At 43.1% G+C, this 22,223-nt stretch carries 18 protein-coding genes; 1 reads left to right on the top strand and 17 read right to left on the bottom strand.

The window, feature by feature from the left end:
- Positions 1 to 297 precede the first annotated feature (297 nt).
- The 17 genes from RR877_RS00090 to RR877_RS00010 form a co-directional block, all read right to left on the bottom strand.
- Positions 298 to 1,884 (bottom strand): hypothetical protein, encoded by a 1,587-nt coding sequence (locus tag RR877_RS00090; RefSeq protein ID WP_332627236.1) that lies wholly within the window; start codon positions 1,882 to 1,884, stop codon positions 298 to 300.
- Positions 1,885 to 2,004: 120 nt separating this feature from the next.
- Positions 2,005 to 4,011, bottom strand: a complete 2,007-nt coding sequence (locus tag RR877_RS00085; protein ID WP_332627235.1) for a hypothetical protein — start codon at positions 4,009 to 4,011, stop codon at positions 2,005 to 2,007.
- Positions 4,012 to 4,049: 38 nt separating this feature from the next.
- Complete coding sequence (locus tag RR877_RS00080; RefSeq protein WP_332627234.1) at positions 4,050 to 6,215, bottom strand: hypothetical protein; 2,166 nt, start codon at positions 6,213 to 6,215, stop codon at positions 4,050 to 4,052.
- A gap of 475 nt (positions 6,216 to 6,690) precedes the next feature.
- Positions 6,691 to 8,019: a hypothetical protein gene (locus RR877_RS00075; RefSeq protein ID WP_332627233.1), complete on the bottom strand. Its 1,329-nt coding sequence runs from the start codon at positions 8,017 to 8,019 to the stop codon at positions 6,691 to 6,693.
- A 14-nt stretch (positions 8,020 to 8,033) separates the two neighbouring features.
- On the bottom strand, positions 8,034 to 9,620 hold the full coding sequence (locus tag RR877_RS00070; protein ID WP_332627232.1) for a hypothetical protein: 1,587 nt from the start codon (positions 9,618 to 9,620) through the stop codon (positions 8,034 to 8,036).
- A 23-nt stretch (positions 9,621 to 9,643) separates the two neighbouring features.
- The gene (locus tag RR877_RS00065) at positions 9,644 to 11,221 is read right to left on the bottom strand and encodes a hypothetical protein (protein ID WP_332627230.1); all 1,578 of its coding nucleotides are present in this window, start codon (positions 11,219 to 11,221) and stop codon (positions 9,644 to 9,646) included.
- A 116-nt stretch (positions 11,222 to 11,337) separates the two neighbouring features.
- The gene (locus RR877_RS00060; RefSeq protein WP_332627229.1) at positions 11,338 to 12,384 is read right to left on the bottom strand and encodes a hypothetical protein; all 1,047 of its coding nucleotides are present in this window, start codon (positions 12,382 to 12,384) and stop codon (positions 11,338 to 11,340) included.
- 229 nt (positions 12,385 to 12,613) lie between these two features.
- A complete protein-coding gene (locus RR877_RS00055; RefSeq protein WP_332627228.1) occupies positions 12,614 to 13,474 on the bottom strand; it encodes a hypothetical protein in 861 nt (286 codons plus the stop codon).
- Positions 13,475 to 13,487: 13 nt separating this feature from the next.
- On the bottom strand, positions 13,488 to 14,630 hold the full coding sequence (locus RR877_RS00050; protein ID WP_332627227.1) for a metallophosphoesterase: 1,143 nt from the start codon (positions 14,628 to 14,630) through the stop codon (positions 13,488 to 13,490).
- Positions 14,623 to 15,204: a hypothetical protein gene (locus tag RR877_RS00045; RefSeq protein WP_332627226.1), complete on the bottom strand. Its 582-nt coding sequence runs from the start codon at positions 15,202 to 15,204 to the stop codon at positions 14,623 to 14,625. Before RR877_RS00045 ends, RR877_RS00050 begins: the two co-directional genes overlap by 8 nt.
- The gene (locus tag RR877_RS00040; protein WP_332627224.1) at positions 15,204 to 15,632 is read right to left on the bottom strand and encodes a hypothetical protein; all 429 of its coding nucleotides are present in this window, start codon (positions 15,630 to 15,632) and stop codon (positions 15,204 to 15,206) included. The genes RR877_RS00045 and RR877_RS00040 overlap by 1 nt, the downstream gene beginning before the upstream one ends.
- Positions 15,633 to 15,635: 3 nt before the next feature.
- Complete coding sequence (locus RR877_RS00035) at positions 15,636 to 16,001, bottom strand: hypothetical protein (RefSeq protein ID WP_332627223.1); 366 nt, start codon at positions 15,999 to 16,001, stop codon at positions 15,636 to 15,638.
- A gap of 9 nt (positions 16,002 to 16,010) precedes the next feature.
- On the bottom strand, positions 16,011 to 16,241 hold the full coding sequence (locus RR877_RS00030; RefSeq protein WP_332627221.1) for a hypothetical protein: 231 nt from the start codon (positions 16,239 to 16,241) through the stop codon (positions 16,011 to 16,013).
- A complete protein-coding gene (locus RR877_RS00025; RefSeq protein ID WP_332627219.1) occupies positions 16,241 to 16,492 on the bottom strand; it encodes a hypothetical protein in 252 nt (83 codons plus the stop codon). The genes RR877_RS00030 and RR877_RS00025 overlap by 1 nt, the downstream gene beginning before the upstream one ends.
- Positions 16,493 to 16,547: 55 nt before the next feature.
- Positions 16,548 to 17,180: a hypothetical protein gene (locus tag RR877_RS00020; protein ID WP_332627218.1), complete on the bottom strand. Its 633-nt coding sequence runs from the start codon at positions 17,178 to 17,180 to the stop codon at positions 16,548 to 16,550.
- A gap of 11 nt (positions 17,181 to 17,191) precedes the next feature.
- Positions 17,192 to 18,643 carry a hypothetical protein gene (locus RR877_RS00015; protein ID WP_332627216.1) on the bottom strand — a complete coding sequence of 484 codons (1,452 nt, stop codon included), beginning with the start codon at positions 18,641 to 18,643 and terminating at the stop codon, positions 17,192 to 17,194.
- A 188-nt stretch (positions 18,644 to 18,831) separates the two neighbouring features.
- Positions 18,832 to 20,826: a hypothetical protein gene (locus tag RR877_RS00010; RefSeq protein ID WP_332627215.1), complete on the bottom strand. Its 1,995-nt coding sequence runs from the start codon at positions 20,824 to 20,826 to the stop codon at positions 18,832 to 18,834.
- 625 nt (positions 20,827 to 21,451) lie between these two features.
- On the opposite strand from RR877_RS00010, the gene RR877_RS00005 reads away from it, so the two are divergent.
- Positions 21,452 to 22,213: a hypothetical protein gene (locus RR877_RS00005; protein WP_332627213.1), complete on the top strand. Its 762-nt coding sequence runs from the start codon at positions 21,452 to 21,454 to the stop codon at positions 22,211 to 22,213.
- The last annotated feature ends 10 nt before the right edge of the window (positions 22,214 to 22,223 follow it).

Genomic DNA, 22,223 nt, shown 5'->3' with positions numbered 1-22,223 from the left:
ATTTGGCAGGTCTTGCGACCTGCCTTTTATGTTGCCTATTTTCAAACCTGTCTATAAACTCTCCTGTAGAAGAAGCAGATTATAGCCGCGAGTGTCCAAACTCCAGTGAGTGCAAAGATACCCAAAGTGAGATACACATATGTGTTGTTGTTAGTCTTTTTATATATGTAGTCTGTCAGGAGTACAAATATGTAGACGGCTGCAATAGTAGACAATAAGAATGCAAAGATTTTCATGCTGTGTTTCCCCTCTTTAAAATAGTGACAGCATAAAGAGGAGTCCGAAGACCCCCCTTTATTATAGTTTCATACCGTATGGAAGTATCTCAAAAGACTTAGCTCTTTCCTTGAGCATTTCAACTTTATCGAAGTGGTACTTCATTTGTTTCTCCAACGAGTAGCATGTCAGATAATAGAAACGAGTCTCACCACCGATGATTTCACGAAGACGACCAAGCACCTGAATATTCTGTTGAATAGACTGGATACAGTTAGTCATGATAACATCAGTCAAACCTTTAATGTCATGTCCTGTACCACCTGATTGGATAGTAGTAACACGAATGTCAGCGTCTAACAGGTTTTCATATGGATCTTCGATCCCAGGCTCTTTAGGGTCTTTACCGATATAGCGTCTAACGTCCATATCAGGTAGTTGTTTCTTGAGAAACTCTGCAATAGCTGTACACATCTTTTTACTAGCTGCGTATACTACTGCTTTCTTACCCTTAGTGAACGTTGGTAGGAATTTGATATTCAAGATATCATAGATCATCCCACAATAGTTATTCAGTAATCCCTTATTGTTATTACTCATAATAGACTTTTCAAAGGCTATATGAGAATATGTGTTACTACCGAAGTCCTTCGTGTTGACTCTTCTCTGGAACTGGAAGTCGTACATCACTGCGAAAGACTTAGTGTACTTCTTAAGCTCACCACCATTGTAACGGTCTAGCTTTGGATAGGCTAGGTTGTACATCTTCTCCATGAATGGATCTAGATTAAGGAGTGTGGCTGATAAAGAAATACCCTTGTTTACATTGGTGTAGAGATCATGGATAAAATTGAAATGGAAGTCAATGTGGACTTCATCGATCAACCTCATACCTACACCTAGGTGTTCATAGAACTGATCTGGATCACAATCGTAGCCTGCTTCACGGCAAGCCTTAGAACCTAGTGTCTCGTAGGCTTTAAACCAATTACGGACAGTAGGTAATGATACCAAGATCACTTTAACCTTTTTAAACTCTGGCTCCTTAGCAATGCTCAGTAATCCTTTCAACTGATCACTACCTTGGACGCTCAACGTTTCTGTTTTCTTTACTTTGAAAATGTCAAAGATATCCTCTGCCCATTTCTTCATGAACAAAGGACGAACACAAATCAGAATACGCTTACCCAACTTTACAGCACAGAAGCTAGAGGTAAGAGTTTTACCTTCACCGGTTTGAATACCAATGAAGTTTTGTTTTAACACTTGATTAATGTAATAACCCGACTTAGCTGTCTGGGTCAAGAAATAATCAATGATAGGCACCTGATGCTCTCTGGGACTGTATTTGTCCAGCATCTTGATACCTGTATCGTAACCATAGTTAATAGGCATGACTTCGACATCGTAGTCGTTGACACTTAAGCCATTAACCATTAAGAAGTTAACGAAACCCGAATAAGTATTGATATGGAATCTAAACTCATTGTCGTGTTTATTAACCACCGCATAGACAGTAGGTATTGGAATACCATCTCTGTCCGTTTCTACTGTAGTGAATTCTTTGGTATATCTCAGTACTAATGAGTATTCCTTAGGATCTCTTACAAGAACCTTAAAGAAGTGACTACCAATCACTACAGTCATTTTCTTTCTAATATCGGACATCATAAATCCTTCTAAATGACTGTGTCGATCCGGTAAGATCAACTCATTATATTTAAGCCCTTTATTATATTTAGATTTTTACGACATAAAAAAGAGGCACCCGAAGGTGCCTCCTTTATGTTACCATCGTGGCAACTTATCGTCCGCTACAGCTTCCTTGGGTTTAATAAATACATCCATCACATGAGATGGACGACCCTTCCAAGAGTAGCTGCTAGGATTCTGGATAGTTGCAGCATGATCTTCGTAGCCCATTGTGCCACCCAAACCACGGCCTGCAATAGTTACCTCACTCACCCCCAATCCACGTCGGCTATTACCCTTTGGCAGATTGAAGTTTTTGTTCTGGCTATCCTGTACCATAGCTGCGTATACAATGACTTCCAACAATGCAATGTTGATATCCAAGCTATTGTTCACTGTGTTATGCAGATTGAACAACAACTCTTCAGGTGCATCATGGGTGTCACGTTGACGCAATTCAGTCTTACGACCTTCGATCAGAGATTCAATCTCCTTAGAAAGATCGGAAGCTGTTACATGAATGTCTGGCAACTTCATCAAGATCGTTTCAGGATTCCAGTCCTTTAGTTCAATAATGTAATTACCCTTGACATCGTAATCCCAACCATGTTGTTTAATAAACTCCAAGGCTTGGAACGTCAGAGAGCCAAGTCGTCTACCCATTCCAACATCCACAGGGATGCTTTCCAGAATAGAGCCATCCTTGACTATGAAGGTTACGTTGGAGATCTCACTGAAGTGTGTGATCGAGCCAAACGTTCGAACATCTTCCACCAACTGCAAGTCAGTGATACCGACGATTTCCTCTTTCGGGATAACCATCTTCAGTTCTTTACCCTTCCAATTAGGCTTAATCAAATAAGCATTGGCGAGTTTGTTTGTGACAAAGAAGCGTCCTTGATTTTGGTCAAGCTCGATACGGTCGATCAATGCTGAACCCTGATAATGCTTCAGAGACAGAATCGACTGACTAATCTTAGCCATAATGAATGCTGCCACCAAGTGACCCAGGTTGGCATTCGTCGGCACACTAGATGCCAGAGCACCATAGCAGGTGCTGCAAATACCTTTCGGATCAGGATGGAAGCATCCAGCTACAGGAGAGCGGAACTTCAGACGTTTACCAATGTATTGTTCGTCTGATTCCTTGAACTCTTGTAACTGACCAGTTTCTTCATTGAGGAAAAATTTACCTTGGAAGTAATGTGAATCCTTCTTCTTGGTCAAACGACCATGGGAGTCGTAGTTTTCACCACTGAGCTTCCAGATCAGATAGTTTTGACTACCACAGTCACCCGGATGAACACGCTCTACAATCATCGTTTGAATCTGGAGACGACGTGAGAAATACTCAGTCTTCTTCAGAGTGTCCTTGTTAAAGAACAGAGATTGAGAAGCGGGACGGGATTCAATGATAGTCTCATAGATGGTTTTAAAGCCATCCAGATAACCACGTTTAATCGGTTCCTTGAACTGATAGCTATCGATATCGGTTGTCTTACCACGAGCTACCAAACATTGCAGCAATTGCATGTGCTTGATAGAACCATCGCGGTCAGCACGAACCAATGGATTGCGATTGAGACGACCATCGGTCTTAATGATCTTCGACACTGTATCGTAAGCAGTATTAATGCTCTCGTCAGTATCCATGTCGTCCAAGACTTGACGAACCTCCATCAACTCACGGATTTCGAGATAATCCAGAATATCGAAAGATTCAACATACTCGTCCAACGAAGACAAATAGTTGTACAGGTTATTGATGTGGATGAAAGCAAGCTCACACAACTCCTCATCAAAGATAGCCGGATTCGATGCATTTTTGATTGCATGGAGATCCCACATCACAGTGTTGGTCAACTTGATGTGAGTGCCACCCTTATTACCTGACAGATAATTCCCTTGCTCATCACGCTTGAAGAGACTTGCCACATGGTGACTCTTCTTGAGTGGAAGGTAAGGGAACTTACGATGGTAGTCCCAAATGAAGGAACTGTAGATGGTTTCCTTATAGTTGGTTACCAGTTCTCCATCCTCGAAGACGAGAATGAAAGCACCACTGAGTTTCTCGATGAGTTCCTCAGTGGAGTATTGAAGCATACTTTTAGCACTGTACTTTCGTAAGTTCTGCATTTGCTTTAAGCCTTTGCCTTCTTATGTGAGTGGTAGACCAGTTTCCAACCGCTACATGCGGCCAGGTGATCAAGGAACTGGATTGGTTTAGTAGAGCCGTATTCAAACTGTTTACGATCCACCAAACATTGAACGTTGGTCGGTTTATCCGAATTGAGCGAATTGGTGATAAGCTCTTTGTGGACAATAGGATTGTTATTGCGATCCATCATTTCAGCAATGAACGGCAACGGGCAATACGCTACAAACAAACGACCGTCTGGTTCGCCAATACCCTTAATTGGTTGGTTACGGATACTATCCGAATATTTGTCTTGCTTACCGATCTGAGCCAACACACCATGGTGTTGAGTCTTAGCAGAAGCCACAGCAGACAAGTCATCACCGATCTTTTCCAATTCGATGATATACATATCGCCGAGCATGACATTCTCTTTAGTCCATACTTTCTCACCATTCATCTTGGTGATTTGGACTGGTCCCTTCAATGGTTTGAACTTCTCATTGATAATAGGGATGTTCTTGGCATACTCAGGAGAGAACTCCAGCGGTGTATACAAATACATCTTATCGATGCACGATGTCACCATATAACTCAATGCCATATCGGAATTGAACTGCTCCTGTTCGTATCGTTCATGTTGCAATGGCGCACACAAACGCAAGAACTCTAGCATGTATTCATAGCACTCCTTTACCAAACCTGGATTGGTGGTGGCCATCTGACGAATCTTGCGCTCGCCACTCCAACGCTTTTCACCGTGCTCAATGCCCAGCTTAATGCGCACTCGCTTCGCAATGTCACGAGCGGTAGCAGTTAAGAAATGTGTAATCAGACCACTCATGGTCATTCGGTTAACGAATGCCTTAGGGTCCATAATCACATCTGCACGATTACCATCTTGGTCAACTGGCATGTCTTCATCCCTACGGATACCACACACCACACCCTTACAACCACCCAGGTTAGTGATTTTGAAACCGTAGTTAGGTTTGATTTCCTTTTTAACTACGACGATAACACGGAAATGATCCAGTTGTGATTTACGATGTTGGAGAGAGATCTTTTCTTTCCCTTCCATATTCGTCATAATCAAACTCTCACGAACCGCTTGATAGAACGGTCCGCTATATGGCAGGTTGTCCTGACCATACTTCTTAACCATCTCCTTATGCAAACTCAAGATGCGACGATCAAATGCTGTATTAGCAACGATGTACTTCTCAAGCTGCTTGGTTTGTTCAGTTATTCTGTTTTGACTATCGTCATTACAGATAACCATGATGTCTTCAACTACACCGCCACCGACTACGTGTACTTTGGTGTCGAACACATGGTCGACCACACGAGTAGTGTTTACGTTCTGATCAACGAGAGACATCTCATCATCGATCTCACGCAATACCGCTAACAGTCCGTCATCACGAACACGTTCACCAATTTCTGGCAAGAACTTATAATTCTCGGCATCTCCATAAATGTTCAATGGGAATTGATCTTTACCGAACTCGATGTAGCGAGTTTCATACTTGTAAAACTTCAGCTTCTCGGCAAAGGACTCAGAAATGATAACACCGTCCTCAGATACCTCTGGGAGTGTCATCAAAGCCACAGTGGCATTGATACCAAACTTATAGCCACCTGTCTCTGAGGTAGTAGGAGTCTCCAGAAGAACTGTATCTTCTTCGATAACTTCGTCTTTACGAAGATTCTTGAGACCTTCACCCTGTTTATAGTCGAAACCAAAGTAAGGATGATAACTGAAATGCCTTCCAAGACTCATGATATCAATCGTACCGATGGTATTTCGGTCGCTGATATCTTGATAGATCACGAAAGTCTCTGGGTTTTCACGGATTGCATCCGCACCCATAGCTTGACCATACCTTGGAATCACTGCCAGAATACGACCACGCTTAGGCATAGCAACTCGGAAGTTACCTTTAGCGAATTCATACTCCAAACCAGACTGGATTTGATTTTCCTCAACACCATGGAAGACCAGCTTCTGACCCAAGTGGCTACAGAACATCTGCACACGACTTGAGGAATCATGTAGAGGGATAGGATTCATCCCAGCGATACCCAAATGGGTTCGTCTTACTTCATGAGGGAACAGCTTGGTAACATAATTACCAATCAAGAACCCTTCGTTCTGTTTATTCTCCACTGACAATCCTTTCAAAACAAGTATGGATGCATATACCACGTTAATAATATATCGCCGTATTTAATTTAAATCAAAGACAGCTATGACACTACTAAACAATATGGTTCCGCAAGGTGATTCTAGCTTTTATACTAGCAAGTATAGGCAGATGATTGAAGACCACATTATCTTTTTAAGAAATCACAAGTCTAACAGCGTTGTACCCATTGCCCCAATGGTTAGTTTCAAGTATGCCGCTGACTTTTATGGCCTGTTATTTCATCTTAAAGTCCCAATGGAGTATCATTACGCAATCCTACGCATAAATGGTCTTAGAAATCCTTCAGACTTTAGAGGTACAGAGGAATCTATCGTGGTTTGTGATACTGAGGTTGTAAAACGTTTACTCAATACACTCAAGACACAGATCAAGAAGAACACAAAATAAAAAAAGAAACATGCAGAGAGTGCCCGAAGGCACTCTCTTTATGCTGTCTTAGACGCCGCTGAATCCACCACCAAAGCTATTGCCACCAAACGGTGTGCTACGGCCTTGATTCTGGAATCCTTGGAAATTCGTCTGAGCTTGCTGACCTACGGCCAACGAGCTAAACGAAACCTTACCGTTATTGGATTGGTTCTGGTTACCAAATCCAGTCACAGGTTGGTTTTCCCATGGTGGAACAAACGCTGCCGTTTGCTGAGGTTGCTGGTTGAACGAAGTCACTGCATTGAACGACACAGTACCATTAGGGTTAACCGCTGGTTTCTGAGGTTCAGGTTGCTGTGGAGTAGGCTGAGGACGGCTGAAGTTATTACCCGCTGCATCCTTTTCTGCCGTGCTCTTGAAGTTACCCATGTTTGCAGAGTGCTCTTCACGCAGCTTCTCATCTACACGAGCATCACCTTCGTTGCCGCGTTGAGGTGGCACCAGACGAACAATCGAGGACAGGCTATCAATATCCAGCAATTCGTCCGACCATTCCATAGGAACAGACATCAGATCAGGGATACTGAACACCACCTTGTAGTTATCCACCATGTCGTTGGTAATGCTGAACAGTTTGAGGAACGTGTTCATCATCGCATCCATGAATGGAGCTACATTGGCATTGCTACCAGTGCTATAGTGTTGAGGGTTGTCCAGTCCTGGAATGACACGCTCGAACAGTTTCTTGAACAGTTCACGATCCTTCTTGGATAACTTTACACCCAGCACCACGTTGTCATCGCCAGCTTTGATCAGTTCTTCGTACAAGGTGAACTTCACAATAGCTGCACGGTGATACGTTTTATCGTTCACCACACCACCACGGGTCAGATACACCGAGACAATGGTCGAGAAGTGACCATTCTTAGCTTTGGATGCTTCCAGCAATTTCAAGAACTTGTTTGCCGAGTCCTTACCTGCTTCTGCCAGAGTTGTCAGAATATCCAACTGTTCTGGTTTGAGCAGATCGTGTTTTGCTGGGCTAGCAGCAAACACCAACAGTTCAGGCAACATGGTCGAGAGCACCCAGTTCAAACGAACCGACATCATTCGACGCAGGAAATCCACCACAGGGCTTGCTGGCTTGCTCGGATTCTCATTGAGTGGATGAATCACCAAGAATTCATTGCTATCCAAACCAACCAAGTTTTCCTTGATTGGCAACACTGCCGTCTTCTTTTTCTTGTTGTCAGTGTTATCTTCGATCATCACTGGCGATTTCTCGCCAGTTTCAGGATCAATCAAACGACTGATGACACCTTTTTCATTAGCCGACATCCATGCAGTCGACAAGATGTCTTTGTAAATCTGGATCAAACTTTTCTTTTCAGACATTTTTTCGGTTCCTTTTAAACACCGGAAGAGCCAGCGGTGAAGCCGCCATTGTTGTTGAACGTATTACCAAAACTACCGAAGGAGCCAGGTGTCTGGTTACCAGCGATTTGTTGCATGAAGCTATCAGCAGCATTTCGTGTTGTACCGACATTGGTTTCCTCAGCTACTCGTGCAGTCACAAACTTCACTGTGTCACTGATGCTATCGATAGTCCCAGTCTGATTGGTAACCGTCGGAGTGAACAGAGATTCTGCAAATGTTGGGATCAGGAAGTCCTCATTACCCAACCCATGAACATTCAAACGAATGAATGTCTCAGAGTTGACCTGACAATACACTTGCATTTCGTACACCAATTGCATGTTGGTGAACAGGCTATCCAATACCTGAGATGGCAATGCATGTGCAAACTGATCAGCGTGCATACGGGTCGTCATCGGATTGAACGACTGAGTGCTCGGATCAATATTCACACTATGGTTACCAAACATGTTGTTAGCGATGAAGCCAACAATTTGCAGGTTGAACTTATTAGCCAGAGCAGGGATACTCGTAGCCAATACAGAAGCAATCTGACCCAACATATCCGAACGGTTGTTCGTGTTAGCTGTGATCAGACCCGTACTAGGCAGGAAACGTTCACGGTCAGACAAACGGTTCAAGTGCAGACGATCCATGATGTGTGGATCGATGTTCAACAAGTCAGCCCAACGGAACGAAGTCTTGGTGGTGAAACCATCGTTGTTCGCATTGAGGTACTCCAAGAACTTATTGCCAGAGATGTACGCTTCAGATGCAGCCTTAGTGTTAGTCAACTCTGCAACTTCAGGATGATAACCGTCACCCACTGTCTCTGCATTCGTAGTCGCTGCCTCAACATAGCTGTTGAAGATGTTGGACGAATAGTAATTCGGAATGTTGTTGAAACGATTACCGAACACTGGTGTGCCCAAGGACGACTCAGTATTAGTGAAAGTCGTCGCACCATCTTGCTTGAACATGTTCGCCTTCATGGTGGTGAACACGTCAATAGGACGCTGTGAATGGAATTCCGTACCGTTGGCATTCATGTCGTTCATGTAATGCTGACGGGTCAGAATCTGATCAGAACGACCAATGAACAGTCCACCATTGGTCGAACGACCTTCTGCAATGTTGGTGATATGCAGAATGATATTCGGATCAATGCTGATATGGTTACCATTCACGTTGATGTTGTTCGTATCGGTAAAACCGGACACGATGTAGTTAATAGAACCACCAGATGACATTTGCACATCAACTGTGATACTGAACATATAACGAACAGTACCCCAACCATTGTCAATACCGATGTTGCCAGTAGCTGCACCGCTGACACCAATCATGTTATCAGAGATACTACCAACTGTATCTGGAGAGAAGCGACCCAGATCGAATCGACGCTCACTGACAATGTTCACTGCATTTTCCACGATAGACTTGGTATCGTGGTTGGCAGTATAAGGACGAAACCCTTGAGTTGCAAACTGAGTCACTTCGTTGAGTGTGACGTTACGAAAGATAACGTTGTTCACACGACGACCAAAACTATGGCTTGCGGCTTGTCCAAAGTTGTTCATACTAACTTCCTTCAAAAAATGGATTATTTCGAGTTATTCAACTCTGGTGGGATGCGGGATGCAATGTAGATCCCGTATTCAATTACATTGTTCTTGATGTTTGGTGGCATCGTCAAACGCAGTAATGTTGGATTCGCCAGATTCACCATTGCTACCTTTTCAGGTGGCAGTCTGAGAATCCACGTTTCATTTGAGAGTTCTTTTACGATAAAGTCGATAGCGCTGGTAGCGACATCGGATTCCTTACCGCTTTTGGACTTCTTCGTGAAAGGGAACAATCCCAGCAGCTTTTCTTTCAGTTCAGGTTGTACCTTACTCTTACTCTCGCTACTAGCATTGATGTAGTCTTCTTTAATGTCTGACAAGGACTGAGCCGACAGAATACCAGCCAACAGATGGTGACCTTGATTCCACAATACTGCTTGTGCGGCAGCTACGCAATTCATCTTCTCCTTTGCAAGATACTCAAAACCACGATGTGGAATAACCAAAGAACACACTTGACGAGTGATGGTCTTCTGGACTTTACTCAGAACCAACTTCGACATGTCTGGATGTGTCAGGAGTTTATAGAACTCCAGCACCAACTCAGGTGGGCACGTTGGATCGAGTTGTTTGGCTAACATCAACGGGTTACGAACCATGCGTTCGATAAACACACGATCACCAGTTGTAGTTAATTCTTTAGTTTTAATTGCTTCAAAGCGGCTAGTTTGCTGCTCTTCAGATTGGTTGTCGGAATTGTTGTCATTCTTATCACGAATCTGGCCATCAAAACTGTTACTCGAATGCTTAATCTTTTCTCGAATGTGGGTGGAGATATGCCGGATGATCGTAGGTGTATCGTCGATGAGACCACGCACATCAAACAAACAGACCTTTCGAACTACCAGCACAGCCAGGTTCCACAGTGGATAGAAATCAGCACTGATGAATTCAACGATAGCCTCTCGACTACCTTCTGGCGGCGTGATCACTCGAACATAAGTCTCAAGTTTAACCATTGCCTTGGTTTCTAGAACACCCGTCTTACTGAGCAAGTCATACGCTGATGATTCCTTGAAAGTAGTTCCGGTAGCACTGGAGAAGTTCCTGATGAACTCACCCCAGATAAAGATCATGGGTCGCAATTGCACAATCAGTACAATCAGATCAACATAATCGGACAAGATATAAGTCTTGTCTTTGGTATGGTTGCGATCATCAATTTCTGTATATTCCGTACGAATGTGTTTCGTAGACGGCAGAACAATGTCTTGTGAGTTGTATTTCAACCAGTTCGAGATACTATCGTAATTGAAGAACTGATACAAAACACCGCACTCATCAAGCAGCTTGCGTTTCGCAGGTTCGAACTCAGGAACAGTATCAAAGATGTTCTTGATATTCGAATAGATTTGGAAAATCTGATCTTGAGCCTTTTCTCCTAGAGACTCAATGTATCGGTTGATGTGTGAGAAGATCTGAGACTTCTCTGTAGTTGTTTCAAACGCCGTCCGTGTGAATGCATTCACACTAAACGGAATCTGTTGGCCCTTGTGCTCTACATAGCACTCCTTGCGTTCTGCCAGAACGACATTGGACGGGATTACGAATTGCATGGATACCCTTTCAAAGTACAATTCCATTATGATCAATATTATAATATATTGTCATAAAAAAATAGTATCAACTCGCTGATAAGGTGGTGGCCCGTAGACCACCACCTTTTATGACATTAGAATTCAATGTCACCAGTATCAGCAACTTCGTTACTGGTTTCTACGCGTCCATTGCCGCCACCGCCAAAGTTGTTTCCACCTTTGTTCCAGTTGCCGCCATTATTGCCGCCCTTATTCCAGTTACCTCCGCCACCTCCACCATTGCGGTTCTGCCAACCGCCACCACCGCCGTTATTATTACCCTTCCAACCGCCTCCGCCACCTTGGCCATTCTGCCAAGGCTTCTTCTGCCACTGGCCACCACCGCCACCACCGTTGTTGCCCTTCCAGCCACCACCGTTTTGACGATCCTTCCAGTTGTTGTTACCACCGTTGGATTTCCAACCACCGTTGCCACCAGCCGAAGGAGCACCAGATCCGAACTTCTCTTCACCAGTACCATTGACAGCATGGAGACCCATGATGGCTGACATTGCAGCAGTAACGCCAGAGACGTAACCTTCAAGCGACCAATGGTTCATCTCTTTACGAGAAGCCATCTCGCCATCACCCTTCTTCCAATTGTGCCAATCAGAAGGACCAAAGAAGAAGCGAACCGATTCACGACCATTCTCAACGATAGTCATCCAGACACAACCGTCATTGTCCACACCAACCAGAACATCGTTCATGTGTTGTGGCTTGTCAACCTTTTGACCATTGACATAGTTGTGGAAGTTCTGAAGACCCATCTTCCAACCAGCTTCCTTGGTTTTGGCAAACTTGAGCATGTTCAGCAGTGTATAGAACACTGTACCACCCAAACGAGCAGTCAGCTTACCAAAGTTGTTTTCCTTGGTACGCTCTTGAATGTTTTCATCAGCATCCACATTCATGAATGGGAAGCCAGTTGCACTGATACCAATGTTCAGACGCAATTGCTTGTCTGGGTTCTTCACGCTAGGAGCGTACATTGAGAACTGAGACAGAGTAATGTTCTTGCTCAGACGACCAGTAGGTGCTGGAGGAGTAGTTCCTTCAGCAGGCTTTGGAGGAGCATCAACAGTAGGTTGACCTGCACCAGCAGGAGGAGTAGCGGGGGTGGAGTTGTTCCAATCAGACATGTTTGTTTCCTTCGGGACTAAATACCATAGAGCCATTTTTTAGACTCCAAAAAAGTTAACCAATTATTGCTTCGAAAGTTTTACCATTACCAGTTGCTATTACACCATACTTCACATTACCACGATAATAAGTAGCAACTACCGTATTTCTCGGAATCATGAATCTCATATAGCCTAACCTTTGTGATGTTATACACATTATGAAACTGGTTTGTAAAAAGTACAATTTTTACAGCATTTTCAAGATTTCGTTTCTTGCAAAATGATCCTTGATAGTACTAAGATCAGAGCGAACCTTAGGCATGGAAGTTGCGTAATTCCATTTATGTTGCTCTGCTACTTCTTGAATCACACGACGTACCTTAAAATGGAAAGGTACGATCAAGTCATTGTCACCAAAGAACTTAATCAGTGATTCATTGAAAGGTATCATCATTAGCTCTTTACCATTGAAGTACTTGGTGTACCAGGTATTGAATTTCTTTAGAACCCCGGTGTGAGATTCCAATAGTTCTAATGATCTAAACCTTTTTGCAGACAAGAGATCAACTGCGTAGTGAGTTATCATCAACGCATTGATTCTTTCATCTGGAAAGATAATTACATCGAACTCTTTAATATCGAGTTCACGAGTTTCTCTAACTCTTCGTAGGAGTTTATTGAGTGATTCGTCTAGTAAGTTCTGGTAGAATTTCTGTTTATCGGTGTTTGGTATACGACGTAATGCTCCCTTGAACTCTTTCTCCAATCCCTTGTAGCTACAGATATAGTAAATGACCCTAGTCTTCCCTTGTGACTGTTCATTCACTAATTCAAGGATCTGGGACATCTCGCTAGCTAACACATCCACACAATCCCTAGAAACCGTGTCGGAGACACGATCCCTAGGAATTGCTGTGAACATATTTCTAAAGAGAGTACCCACATTAATCCAAAGTTCATTATAGTCAGTAATGTTAACTTGTTGCGGTATCTGTCTGTCGGGATCAATTGGAGCGTCAGGACCTTCAAACAAACTTTCGAATGCAAGAGAGGTCCCGACTGAAAAAGGGAAAGCTGACACATCGCGTTCATAAACTGGACTGGTCATTTTCCTTATTCCTTTACTTAATTCGTTGAATTACTTCCATAACATAGTTAGAAGTTGTTGGATCAATCATCATACTAGCAAGTTCTGCTTGAACGACTTCCACAATATTAGTCTTGTCGACTCGTATTGCTTTCCATTCTTGCAACTCTGGCTGAGCATCAATGATCTTTTCCTGAGCTTCTTGTTCTAGGTCACGCTTTAATGTGCTCCATTTAATCAAAGGAGCTAGTCTCATAACCTCTTCCATATTGGAGAAGATAGGACTGAACTTCTCTGCTTCAACACGAGCATATTCACCATCACTTAAGATTTCTATCTCTTGTGCAATTTTAATTAGTGCTTGATCTAATTCTAAACCAAGGCAATTAATGGTGATGTATTTCTTGGCTCTGGGGTTTGGAATGAAGGTGAACCAGTCATCTGATACATTCCCACGAAGATTAATCTCCGCCATTAAGAAACCCTTAGGTTCCTCCTCCCCGTGTGCCATTCTATCGAAACTACCTTGCGCCAAAATGCGATCATAGACACTATGGGTGTGGATATGTCCCACAAAGATATAGTGCTCTACAATATTTAAGTAGTTGGAGTTCTTGTGAGTAGCTGGACTCTTCTCACTAATAAATTCAGGTAACTGATGCTGAAATTGACCATGCATAACAGCAAAATCAACTTTACTCAGTCCCTTAGCTTCCATTAGTTCCTGCAATTCAGCCCATGTTACTGAAGAATCTGGATTCAAGTTATCTGGAACGAATAAGACATTCATATCCCAATCCTTGAAGTATTCAATACTCAAGGTATCAGCATAATGAAGTTTACAGTTAGAATGCATAGCCCTGGCAGTAGATACCCAGAGTTCATTCTGATCACGGTCATGTGATTTTGTACCAGCAAGAACCAACAGAGTAATATCTTTACGCTCACATTGCCTGATAACATAAGACATCCAAACGATAATGCTCGTCAAATGCTCATTGTTAACTTCAAGTAAACGATCAAACAAATCTCCAGCTATGATGAGAACATCAATATTCTCAAACAGTTTGTTTTTGTCGAATGCATCGTAGAGACCAGCCAGAATCTCAGGTGTTGTGGTTCTGTTGGCCCCTAGATGGACATCACTAAAAGAAGCTATTCTTAGTTTATTAGTCATCTACGTCTTCTAAGTCGTCATCTGTTAATGTACTAGGTTTCCCAGTACCACCTACAGAATTTCCGCTAGAAGTATTATCATCATTTTTTGATGGATAACGTCGGAAGATCTCAATCCAACGCTCTTCTTCCTTAGTCAAGACATGGCCTTTGATACGCATTGCATCAAACTTCTTGACCAGATTGTTTTCCAAGTACTGCTTAGCTCTAATAGGATTGGAAGATCCCATCTGATTAGCAATACTAATTAGATCCTTAAAGCTACCACTAGTGTCAGCCTTAGTAGGATCAAACATCTTGGTGTAACTATAGCTAGGTGTAGTGAACAGAATGTTGCCACGTTCGTCAATGATATTGACTTCACCTTGAGGATGTCTAGCTATTGTGAACCACTTAGTTCTAAACTCTTCAGCCAACAGAGGATCTTTGATATCACCTTTGAACAATGGTAGAAAGAATTCAACAAACAATGTCTCAGGTAAGCGCGGTAGAAGTACACGTTCTACATCTTCCTGATCCTTGAAGCGACTCAAGACATCTGCTGCCGCAGCGTCGATGCTATTGTTAGTAGCCATTATTCAACATCCTCTGTATCTTTAAGAACACCAGTATTATTCAGATGAGTATAGCGATCAAACAATGATCCCTTTACCGTTACTACGTCGGAGAGATCAAACTTTTTACCGTCTGGAGTCTCAAATGTCATAGTAATAGTCACAGTCTGCTTACTAGCACTGCCAGTATCATCTGTAACCGTAGCTGTAGTTTGAGTGTTGAGGAAGTACTTATTAAAGTACCTGGTCAACTCTTCAACCAAATCACTCTCCAGTCCCTTCTGATTATTCAGATTCTTTTGTAGAATGTAAGTAAACGAATGGACATCATTGGGAAAGAGATTCGATTGAGAATACTCAGCAGCATAGAAATGAGCTAGCAGTTTATCTGCTTTCTCTAAAGGGCTAGTGATCCAGCCCTTTACACTTAAATCAGGTACATTAGGCATTTTTTAGAACTTATCTCTGAAAGAATGATGAAGTGGTCTTCTAGGTTTCTTTTTATGATTAGATGATATTTCTTTATATAGATCATCACATACTTTATCATAAAGTGAAGATAAGCATTCGTAAACACCGCCTTTACCATCAGTCCGAATTTCGTATTTAGAGTTATCTATACAGAATTCTCTAACTACTAAATCCGCTTGAGGATAACGACCAGTTATGTCAACGATAACTGGTAATAACTCAACACTACCGTACTCGATAGGTTCTTCCTCGTCATCGTCTACCATATCTCGTTTGGAGATATAGGTTACAAAAACGATTATGAGTGCCAGCAAAGAAAAAAAGAATAAAACCTTAAGCCAAAGCATTGTATTCTCCTATGTTGTATAGTATCCGCCGTCTCCACCAACTATACGGTCAGAGGATCGATTGATTACTACAACATCTTTAACATTTCCACGTTGGAGGATAGAGATGAAGTTTTCCTTCTCTACGTATTTCGTTTTCTTGAAAAAACGTCTGTAAGCTAATTCCGCAAGGAGAGCAACCAAGAGAGCTGCGAATGCGAAAATAGCAAACACTTTAATGAATGCGTAAACACCTGCCATTATTTAGACTCCTTTTTAAAGTAGAATCCACCCTTACCATTGGTGTAGATCTCATAGAAATGAGTATCGCAGAAAACTGCACCAACATAAATATCTTTCTCGGTTGTATCCAAACGAGCAAGTTCAGTAGGATGTAGTTGAGATTTCAAATATGCTTTGAACTGGCTATCGGATCTCCACTTCATAAGAGGGAGAGCGATTAGCACTACAACAAGAACAATCGAATAGGCCAAGGTTTGATCTGAATCCATTTTTATTATCCAAGCAAAAAGGACACCCCGAAGGGTGTCCTATTATGCGATCCTATTACAGATCGCCGTTCCAACCATCAGACGGGTCTTTGCCACCCGCTGCCAAGAACTCACGCATCATTGCACGAGAGTCCACAATACAGAACTTCTGTTCAGAGGTGAGCACATTCTGTTCAGGATTTTCATGAACATTTCTGTTATGTTGATACTGAACCCAAAATGTATTACCTTGATCATCATTCTGCACGATACCTGTCATCGAGTCACGATAATCAGGATGATGTTCAGTTGCAAGATGTGGGAAAGGATCTGTGTAAGTATCCTTGTAACCGTGCATCCGTTGTTCTTTTGCACGTTCACGTACCACAGGATCAGTCATGAGATACTTCTGCATCTCCGTTCCTGCAACTTGTAGATCTTCCAACGTAACCAAACGACTAATCACGTTTGCACGCAAGAAGCCACGTACCTTATTAACGGCTGCTGTGGCCTTATTAATAATAGTACTCGCATCCAAAGCTTCTACTACTTTGATCGCAGCACTGAGAAACCCTTCCGAGAATCCACTAGCTGATCCCATATTAGACAGATTGCGAATCTGACTAGCGTAGTAGTTTTGTGTTTGAACATCCGGCATTCCGAATGCAAGCGCACTCGCTACCGCATATCCACCACCTATTGTAGCCATTAGCTATCCTTTCAAAGAGCGAATTCTTCCATCGCGGCTGTTGGCTGTGACGTAACAACTTCCTTAAACCAATTACCTGTGTTAGACACAACAGTCTTGGCCATACTAGGATGGTCATTGATCTGTCTTGGTGTATTGGGGTCAAGGATGTTTCGATGAGGGCAAAGAGCACGACTCATCTCAGCCATGAAGTTGTCCATCATGATTTGTGCACCCATTGCATCACCATCAAAGTCGGCATTGAACGCTCTCACGATGAGAATACTCATCGAGATAGTTGGATCGTTCACATCCGTCTTCACACGAGTGATACGTACACGTTGAATACTACCCATACCCAATGTTGGGTTACGGCAGAAAGTTACTGGAATCCCTTTCTCTGGAGATTCATTAATCAACTCCAAGAAGATATCATTCAACTCTTCGTCATACAGTGATGCATGTCTATTGAGCTTTTCATTGATTTGGTTAAGGGTATAACCTCGTCGCTCTAGCTTATTCTGCAAGAACGTACGGAAAGCACCCATTGCCACGATCCATGGGACATGAATTTCATCGTACTTGTGAGGTCTAGTGATAGATGTAATCACAGCACGGAAACTATGGTGAGAACGTGACCCATAGAAGTGTTTACGAAACAGACCAGTTTTCTTTGCAACGTGATCTCGGAAATACTGTTCAGTGAATTCCGCGATTGCCGCTACTGTTTTAGCCGTTCTGTTTTCTCTGACCCATAGCTTAGGCTTAATCAGAGAACAATCAATCGATGTAATCGTGTTGATTGCATTAATAGCAGAGAAGATGACAGGCTCTGCAAATCGGTCGAAGTCAGTATTCTCAATAACCAACAACGCCCTATTTGGAAATGGCAGATATCGGCTAAAGATCTTATCTCGAAACATCTGAATGAATCCAACCAGTTCATCCTTGTTCTGTTTCTTTTTGTAGGTCGGTATCTGAAGCATCAACTCCAGAATCTGATCGAAGTTATTAATGAAGTTGTTGTAACCTCGCTTAATACCCATCGCCAGGATCAGCTTTGCTTCCGACGGTTCACGACTGTTAGACGCATAGTTGGTATTAGTCAACCACTGAATAACGTCGAACCCACCCTTCTTGAAGAACTTCGTAAGCATAGTCCAGACCATCGGGTTAACAAAACCCGTGACTTCTTCTGGAACTCGTGCCCACAAGATAGATTCAATCTTATCCTCAAGACGATGAGAGCAATAGCTCAGACAATCCTTACAGTACTCATCTTTTCGATCAGCACCATGGATGTTACCGCAGTCACATCGTGGAACACTATCCATAACGTCACTGTTATACTTGGTCATGATCTTACCAAGTATGAGATCCTTCTCCTCTTGAGTATCAGTTTTGAAATCATTTACGATGATGGGGTCTCTTTGTAGATTCCTGAATTCCTCATCGTTGTTAACCAGATCCAAACTAATCGTCATTGACATCCTTTCAAAATTGGCAATAGTAAATATCAAGTACTTACTAATAGATTAGTTCCTGAGTTTAATAATACATTTCTTATTACTTACTCACCTTAATAATATATTGTTCAAATCTCTTTAAAGCAAAAAAAGGAACAACATAAAAAGAGGATGCCCAAAGGCACCCTCTCTCTACTTAGTCCAGATTACTGGAAGCGGCTGCTGAAGCCACCGAACTGACCAAAGTTCTGATCGAAACCTTGGGCATTACCACGACCTTGGAACACACCGTCGAAGCTGGATGCACGAGCACCAGAGACGCCGTTGAAGTCGAAGGTAGCACGTTGTTGCAGGTTCACGTTGTTTGCGTAAGGCGTCACGAAGGACATCTCGAAACCGTTTTGTGCAGCAGCGTGACCCAGAGCCACGATCACGTTCGGGTTGATGAAGCTACGAGCGCCCCAACCAGTCAGAACGTAGTTCTTACCACCCAGCACATCAGTGATGATGCTCAGACGTTCGTCCAGCAGCACTTCCGAGTTGTCCTTGGAAGGAACCCAGGTACGTGCCCAACGATCACCGACGGATGGGTCAGAGACACCCAGACGATTCATGACAGCCAGCAGATCAACATCAGCCAGATCACGGATCTCATCGCGTTCACCGTAGTAGTAACCAGTGTGGTAAGGCACTGCATCACCCAGCCACAGATCACCACCGCCCAGCTTCTGGAAGAAGGTCTCGAAGTGACCATTGGTCATTTCGTTCAGAGCGTTGTAGATCACTTGCGTGCTTGGCTTGCTGTGCTTGGCCGAATCCAGGAAACGGTCCATGTACCACGATTCAGCACCCAGGATAGGCATATCCAGAGCCCATTGCAGTTCAGGACGCACAATGGCACCCAGGTACTGCATGAAGCTTTCCTGCGTGAAGCTATCTTCGATAGTGTTCACAGGAGCGCCGTACTTGCTGGTCGATTGCTGACCACCCAGAGGCAGATTGCCTTCGATGTTCAGAGCACCCACATCACGGAAGTTCATGCGGTTCTTGTTCTCTTCACGACGGCTTTCGCTCCAGTTGCTCACCAGAGAATTCACCCATTCGTTTTGCTTACCGACGATACCGGCAGTCAGCAGCATCAGAAGCTGAGCTTCGATGACACCAGCCACAGGGGTCTTCAGCGAACGGATGATGAACGCAGGGGTGTACTTTTGGGTAGGCGTTTGTTGTTGGCCGAATTGACCGAACATGCCACCTTGCTGCACAGGTGCAACAGGGTTCCAGAAGAAGTCCACGAAACCAGTCATGGTGCCCAGTTCACGCTTTGCGCGCAGCTTACCGTTCAGAGACTGACGGTTCACGTTTGCGCGCTTGGTGTTTTCGTTCAGGGTGATCACCACGTCTGAACGTTGGGGCAGACCAACCGAGTCCTTCACATGGCGGCTGCTGTAGGAGACGTTTGCTGCGATGTACTTGTCATCGCTAGGCTTGGTCAGAACCAGCTTACCAGTCATGCGGCTCTTGGCGATTTCGGTCACCAGAGAGTGAGACACGTTACGGATCATGCGTGCGAATGCTTCCTTGTCTTCGAGGTCGAAGTTACGAGGAATCACGGTCACACCAGCGATCAGAGGCTGATTGCTTGGGTCCAGACCGTTGGCTTCGTTGATGACCTTGTTCACGGTTTCGTGATAGTCGTCATCCCAGACAGACGAAGTCATCACAGGCACCGAGATGGTGCGAGTGGGTTGACCAGCATGGCCTTGGATGGTCACGTTCATCGGATCTTCCTGAGGGGAAGTTCCTTCCAGAATCATGACGTGTGCCAGCATACCCATACGAGGGTATTCGGCATCGACTGCGGTCAGCACGACTGCCGACGCATGAACTTGATTCGCTTCACGATCAACGGGCAGAACACCGAACTTCACCACCTTGTGGCGTTGTTCCATGATCTTGATGTCAGCTTCGGTCTTCTCCATCAGCTTGGCGACCATGTCACCAGTGGAGCCACCCAGCAAGCTGTTGCTGTTATCCAGATCGAAGATATCAGAGATACCGTCGAAACCGGTGGTTTGCTGAGCAGCCTGAGCGGCAGCACCAGCTTGGAATTGAGGATTGTTATTGCTTTGCATTTGATCTGCCACACCTTTCAGTTGGTCTTGCATCGATTCGCCGCCGTTGCCTTTTTGAACTGCCATTTTCGTTTACTCTTTCTAGAAAGTTGATTGAAGCGAGTTTACTTACTGTATCCTCACATGAATGATATATTGCCGTTATTTTTTCAAAACGAACTTTTTTTCGCAGTGTTAAGCTCGTTAGTGGTCATAGGGCAACATAGTAGGGATAACTCTGTCCCGGTTGTTGTTCGGGGCAGTTACTTAGTTAAGCTACATAATATACAGGTGTAAACAGTAAAAATTACATTATAGCAATCTTTTCTAAATCGTATGTTAAATTAACTCTTTGCAGTTCACACTTAGAAAATGAGAAGAGATGCAGACTATCTTCAATAACCTAACTAATATTAGTACGGGTATTAGTTCATATCCTGATTGGAAGTATTTGAGATCTGGTCTGAATAGGAATCTGAAGACAACCATCGATTACTATCAGAATAGAAGATTCGCTGTCAAGGGTAACCACTTGATCGCTAGAATCCTTACTTCTATAAGTGTCTCGTTCGACAGAGACATAGAACAACTCTACAACTTGATAGAAGCAAAAGCCTTACAGATAGGAATGCATTTCAAGTTATCTAGCTCAGTATATAAAGGTGATATCTTTAATGGCGTCTTCTACGGAGAAGGCACTAAAGAGATCATCATGGTTACTAATGACTTCGTGAACCCTTACGAGATTGAAAAAGATTGGAAGAACGTTCAAGCAGTCAAAGTAGTATCACATCCTAAAAGTGATCTTAGTTTGTTGTTACCTAATGGTAAGGCATACTCAGATGAAGGTGGATTAGCTTGTATAGAGATTAATCTACCAGCCTTAGTAGTTCAGTATAGATGTTTCGTAAAAGAGCAATACGAGCGTATTAAGGACAGTTTAACAGCATCACCTACAAGTGTCTTTGTACACATGTATGTGTTGCCTAATATGCTGTACAGTCATCTGGATCATTGTATATTTAATCGAGTCTATAATCTCGCTATGGGCGCTCCTATGGGAGAGCCACAGTTTAGACATCCGTTTACTTTAATCAATTACGATAAGAAAGTAGACAATTGTCTAGAAGAGATTGTAGACTATGTAAAACAAACCGATTTAGACTTTAACACGATTCTTAGGACATTCCCATGTGTTACTAAGATGAACTTTAAAGAATTACTTAGATTACCAGAGCAAGCTCCTACAAGGCAGATTGCTGGCTCTGAGTTCTTAGCACGTTTGAAAGCTATTGACTTCCTTATCAATATCAATCCTAACAACGGTAAAACTAAGAATGCAGATACAATCAATTATATCAATCGATTGATTAAACGTAATGAACGTGATTCCATTTTAGATCAAGTGTTAGTCAATACAGAGTTCGCTTCAGTCAAAACACAGTTGATGCTTCTGTCTATGAAGATCAAATAAACAAAAAAAA

The organism is Aurantimicrobium sp. (assembly GCF_036667855.1).
Classification (GTDB): Bacteria; Actinomycetota; Actinomycetes; order Actinomycetales; family Microbacteriaceae; genus Aurantimicrobium.
Note: the sequence above shows the minus strand (reverse complement) of the source record. Positions and strands in the feature narration are given on the sequence as shown.

Coding starts and splice junctions, on each gene's coding strand:
- RR877_RS00040 (WP_332627224.1), bottom strand. CDS start 15,632: ATGCCTAATGTACCTGATTTAAGTGTAAAGGGCTGGATCACTAGCCCT.
- RR877_RS00045 (WP_332627226.1), bottom strand. CDS start 15,204: ATGGCTACTAACAATAGCATCGACGCTGCGGCAGCAGATGTCTTGAGT.
- RR877_RS00005 (WP_332627213.1), top strand. CDS start 21,452: ATGGTTACTAATGACTTCGTGAACCCTTACGAGATTGAAAAAGATTGG.
- RR877_RS00025 (WP_332627219.1), bottom strand. CDS start 16,492: ATGGATTCAGATCAAACCTTGGCCTATTCGATTGTTCTTGTTGTAGTG.
- RR877_RS00085 (WP_332627235.1), bottom strand. CDS start 4,011: ATGCTTCAATACTCCACTGAGGAACTCATCGAGAAACTCAGTGGTGCT.
- RR877_RS00065 (WP_332627230.1), bottom strand. CDS start 11,221: ATGCAATTCGTAATCCCGTCCAATGTCGTTCTGGCAGAACGCAAGGAG.
- RR877_RS00030 (WP_332627221.1), bottom strand. CDS start 16,241: ATGGCAGGTGTTTACGCATTCATTAAAGTGTTTGCTATTTTCGCATTC.
- RR877_RS00090 (WP_332627236.1), bottom strand. CDS start 1,884: ATGTCCGATATTAGAAAGAAAATGACTGTAGTGATTGGTAGTCACTTC.
- RR877_RS00010 (WP_332627215.1), bottom strand. CDS start 20,826: ATGGCAGTTCAAAAAGGCAACGGCGGCGAATCGATGCAAGACCAACTG.
- RR877_RS00075 (WP_332627233.1), bottom strand. CDS start 8,019: ATGTCTGAAAAGAAAAGTTTGATCCAGATTTACAAAGACATCTTGTCG.
- RR877_RS00020 (WP_332627218.1), bottom strand. CDS start 17,180: ATGGCTACAATAGGTGGTGGATATGCGGTAGCGAGTGCGCTTGCATTC.
- RR877_RS00060 (WP_332627229.1), bottom strand. CDS start 12,384: ATGTCTGATTGGAACAACTCCACCCCCGCTACTCCTCCTGCTGGTGCA.
- RR877_RS00035 (WP_332627223.1), bottom strand. CDS start 16,001: ATGCTTTGGCTTAAGGTTTTATTCTTTTTTTCTTTGCTGGCACTCATA.
- RR877_RS00050 (WP_332627227.1), bottom strand. CDS start 14,630: ATGACTAATAAACTAAGAATAGCTTCTTTTAGTGATGTCCATCTAGGG.
- RR877_RS00015 (WP_332627216.1), bottom strand. CDS start 18,643: ATGACGATTAGTTTGGATCTGGTTAACAACGATGAGGAATTCAGGAAT.
- RR877_RS00070 (WP_332627232.1), bottom strand. CDS start 9,620: ATGAACAACTTTGGACAAGCCGCAAGCCATAGTTTTGGTCGTCGTGTG.
- RR877_RS00055 (WP_332627228.1), bottom strand. CDS start 13,474: ATGACCAGTCCAGTTTATGAACGCGATGTGTCAGCTTTCCCTTTTTCA.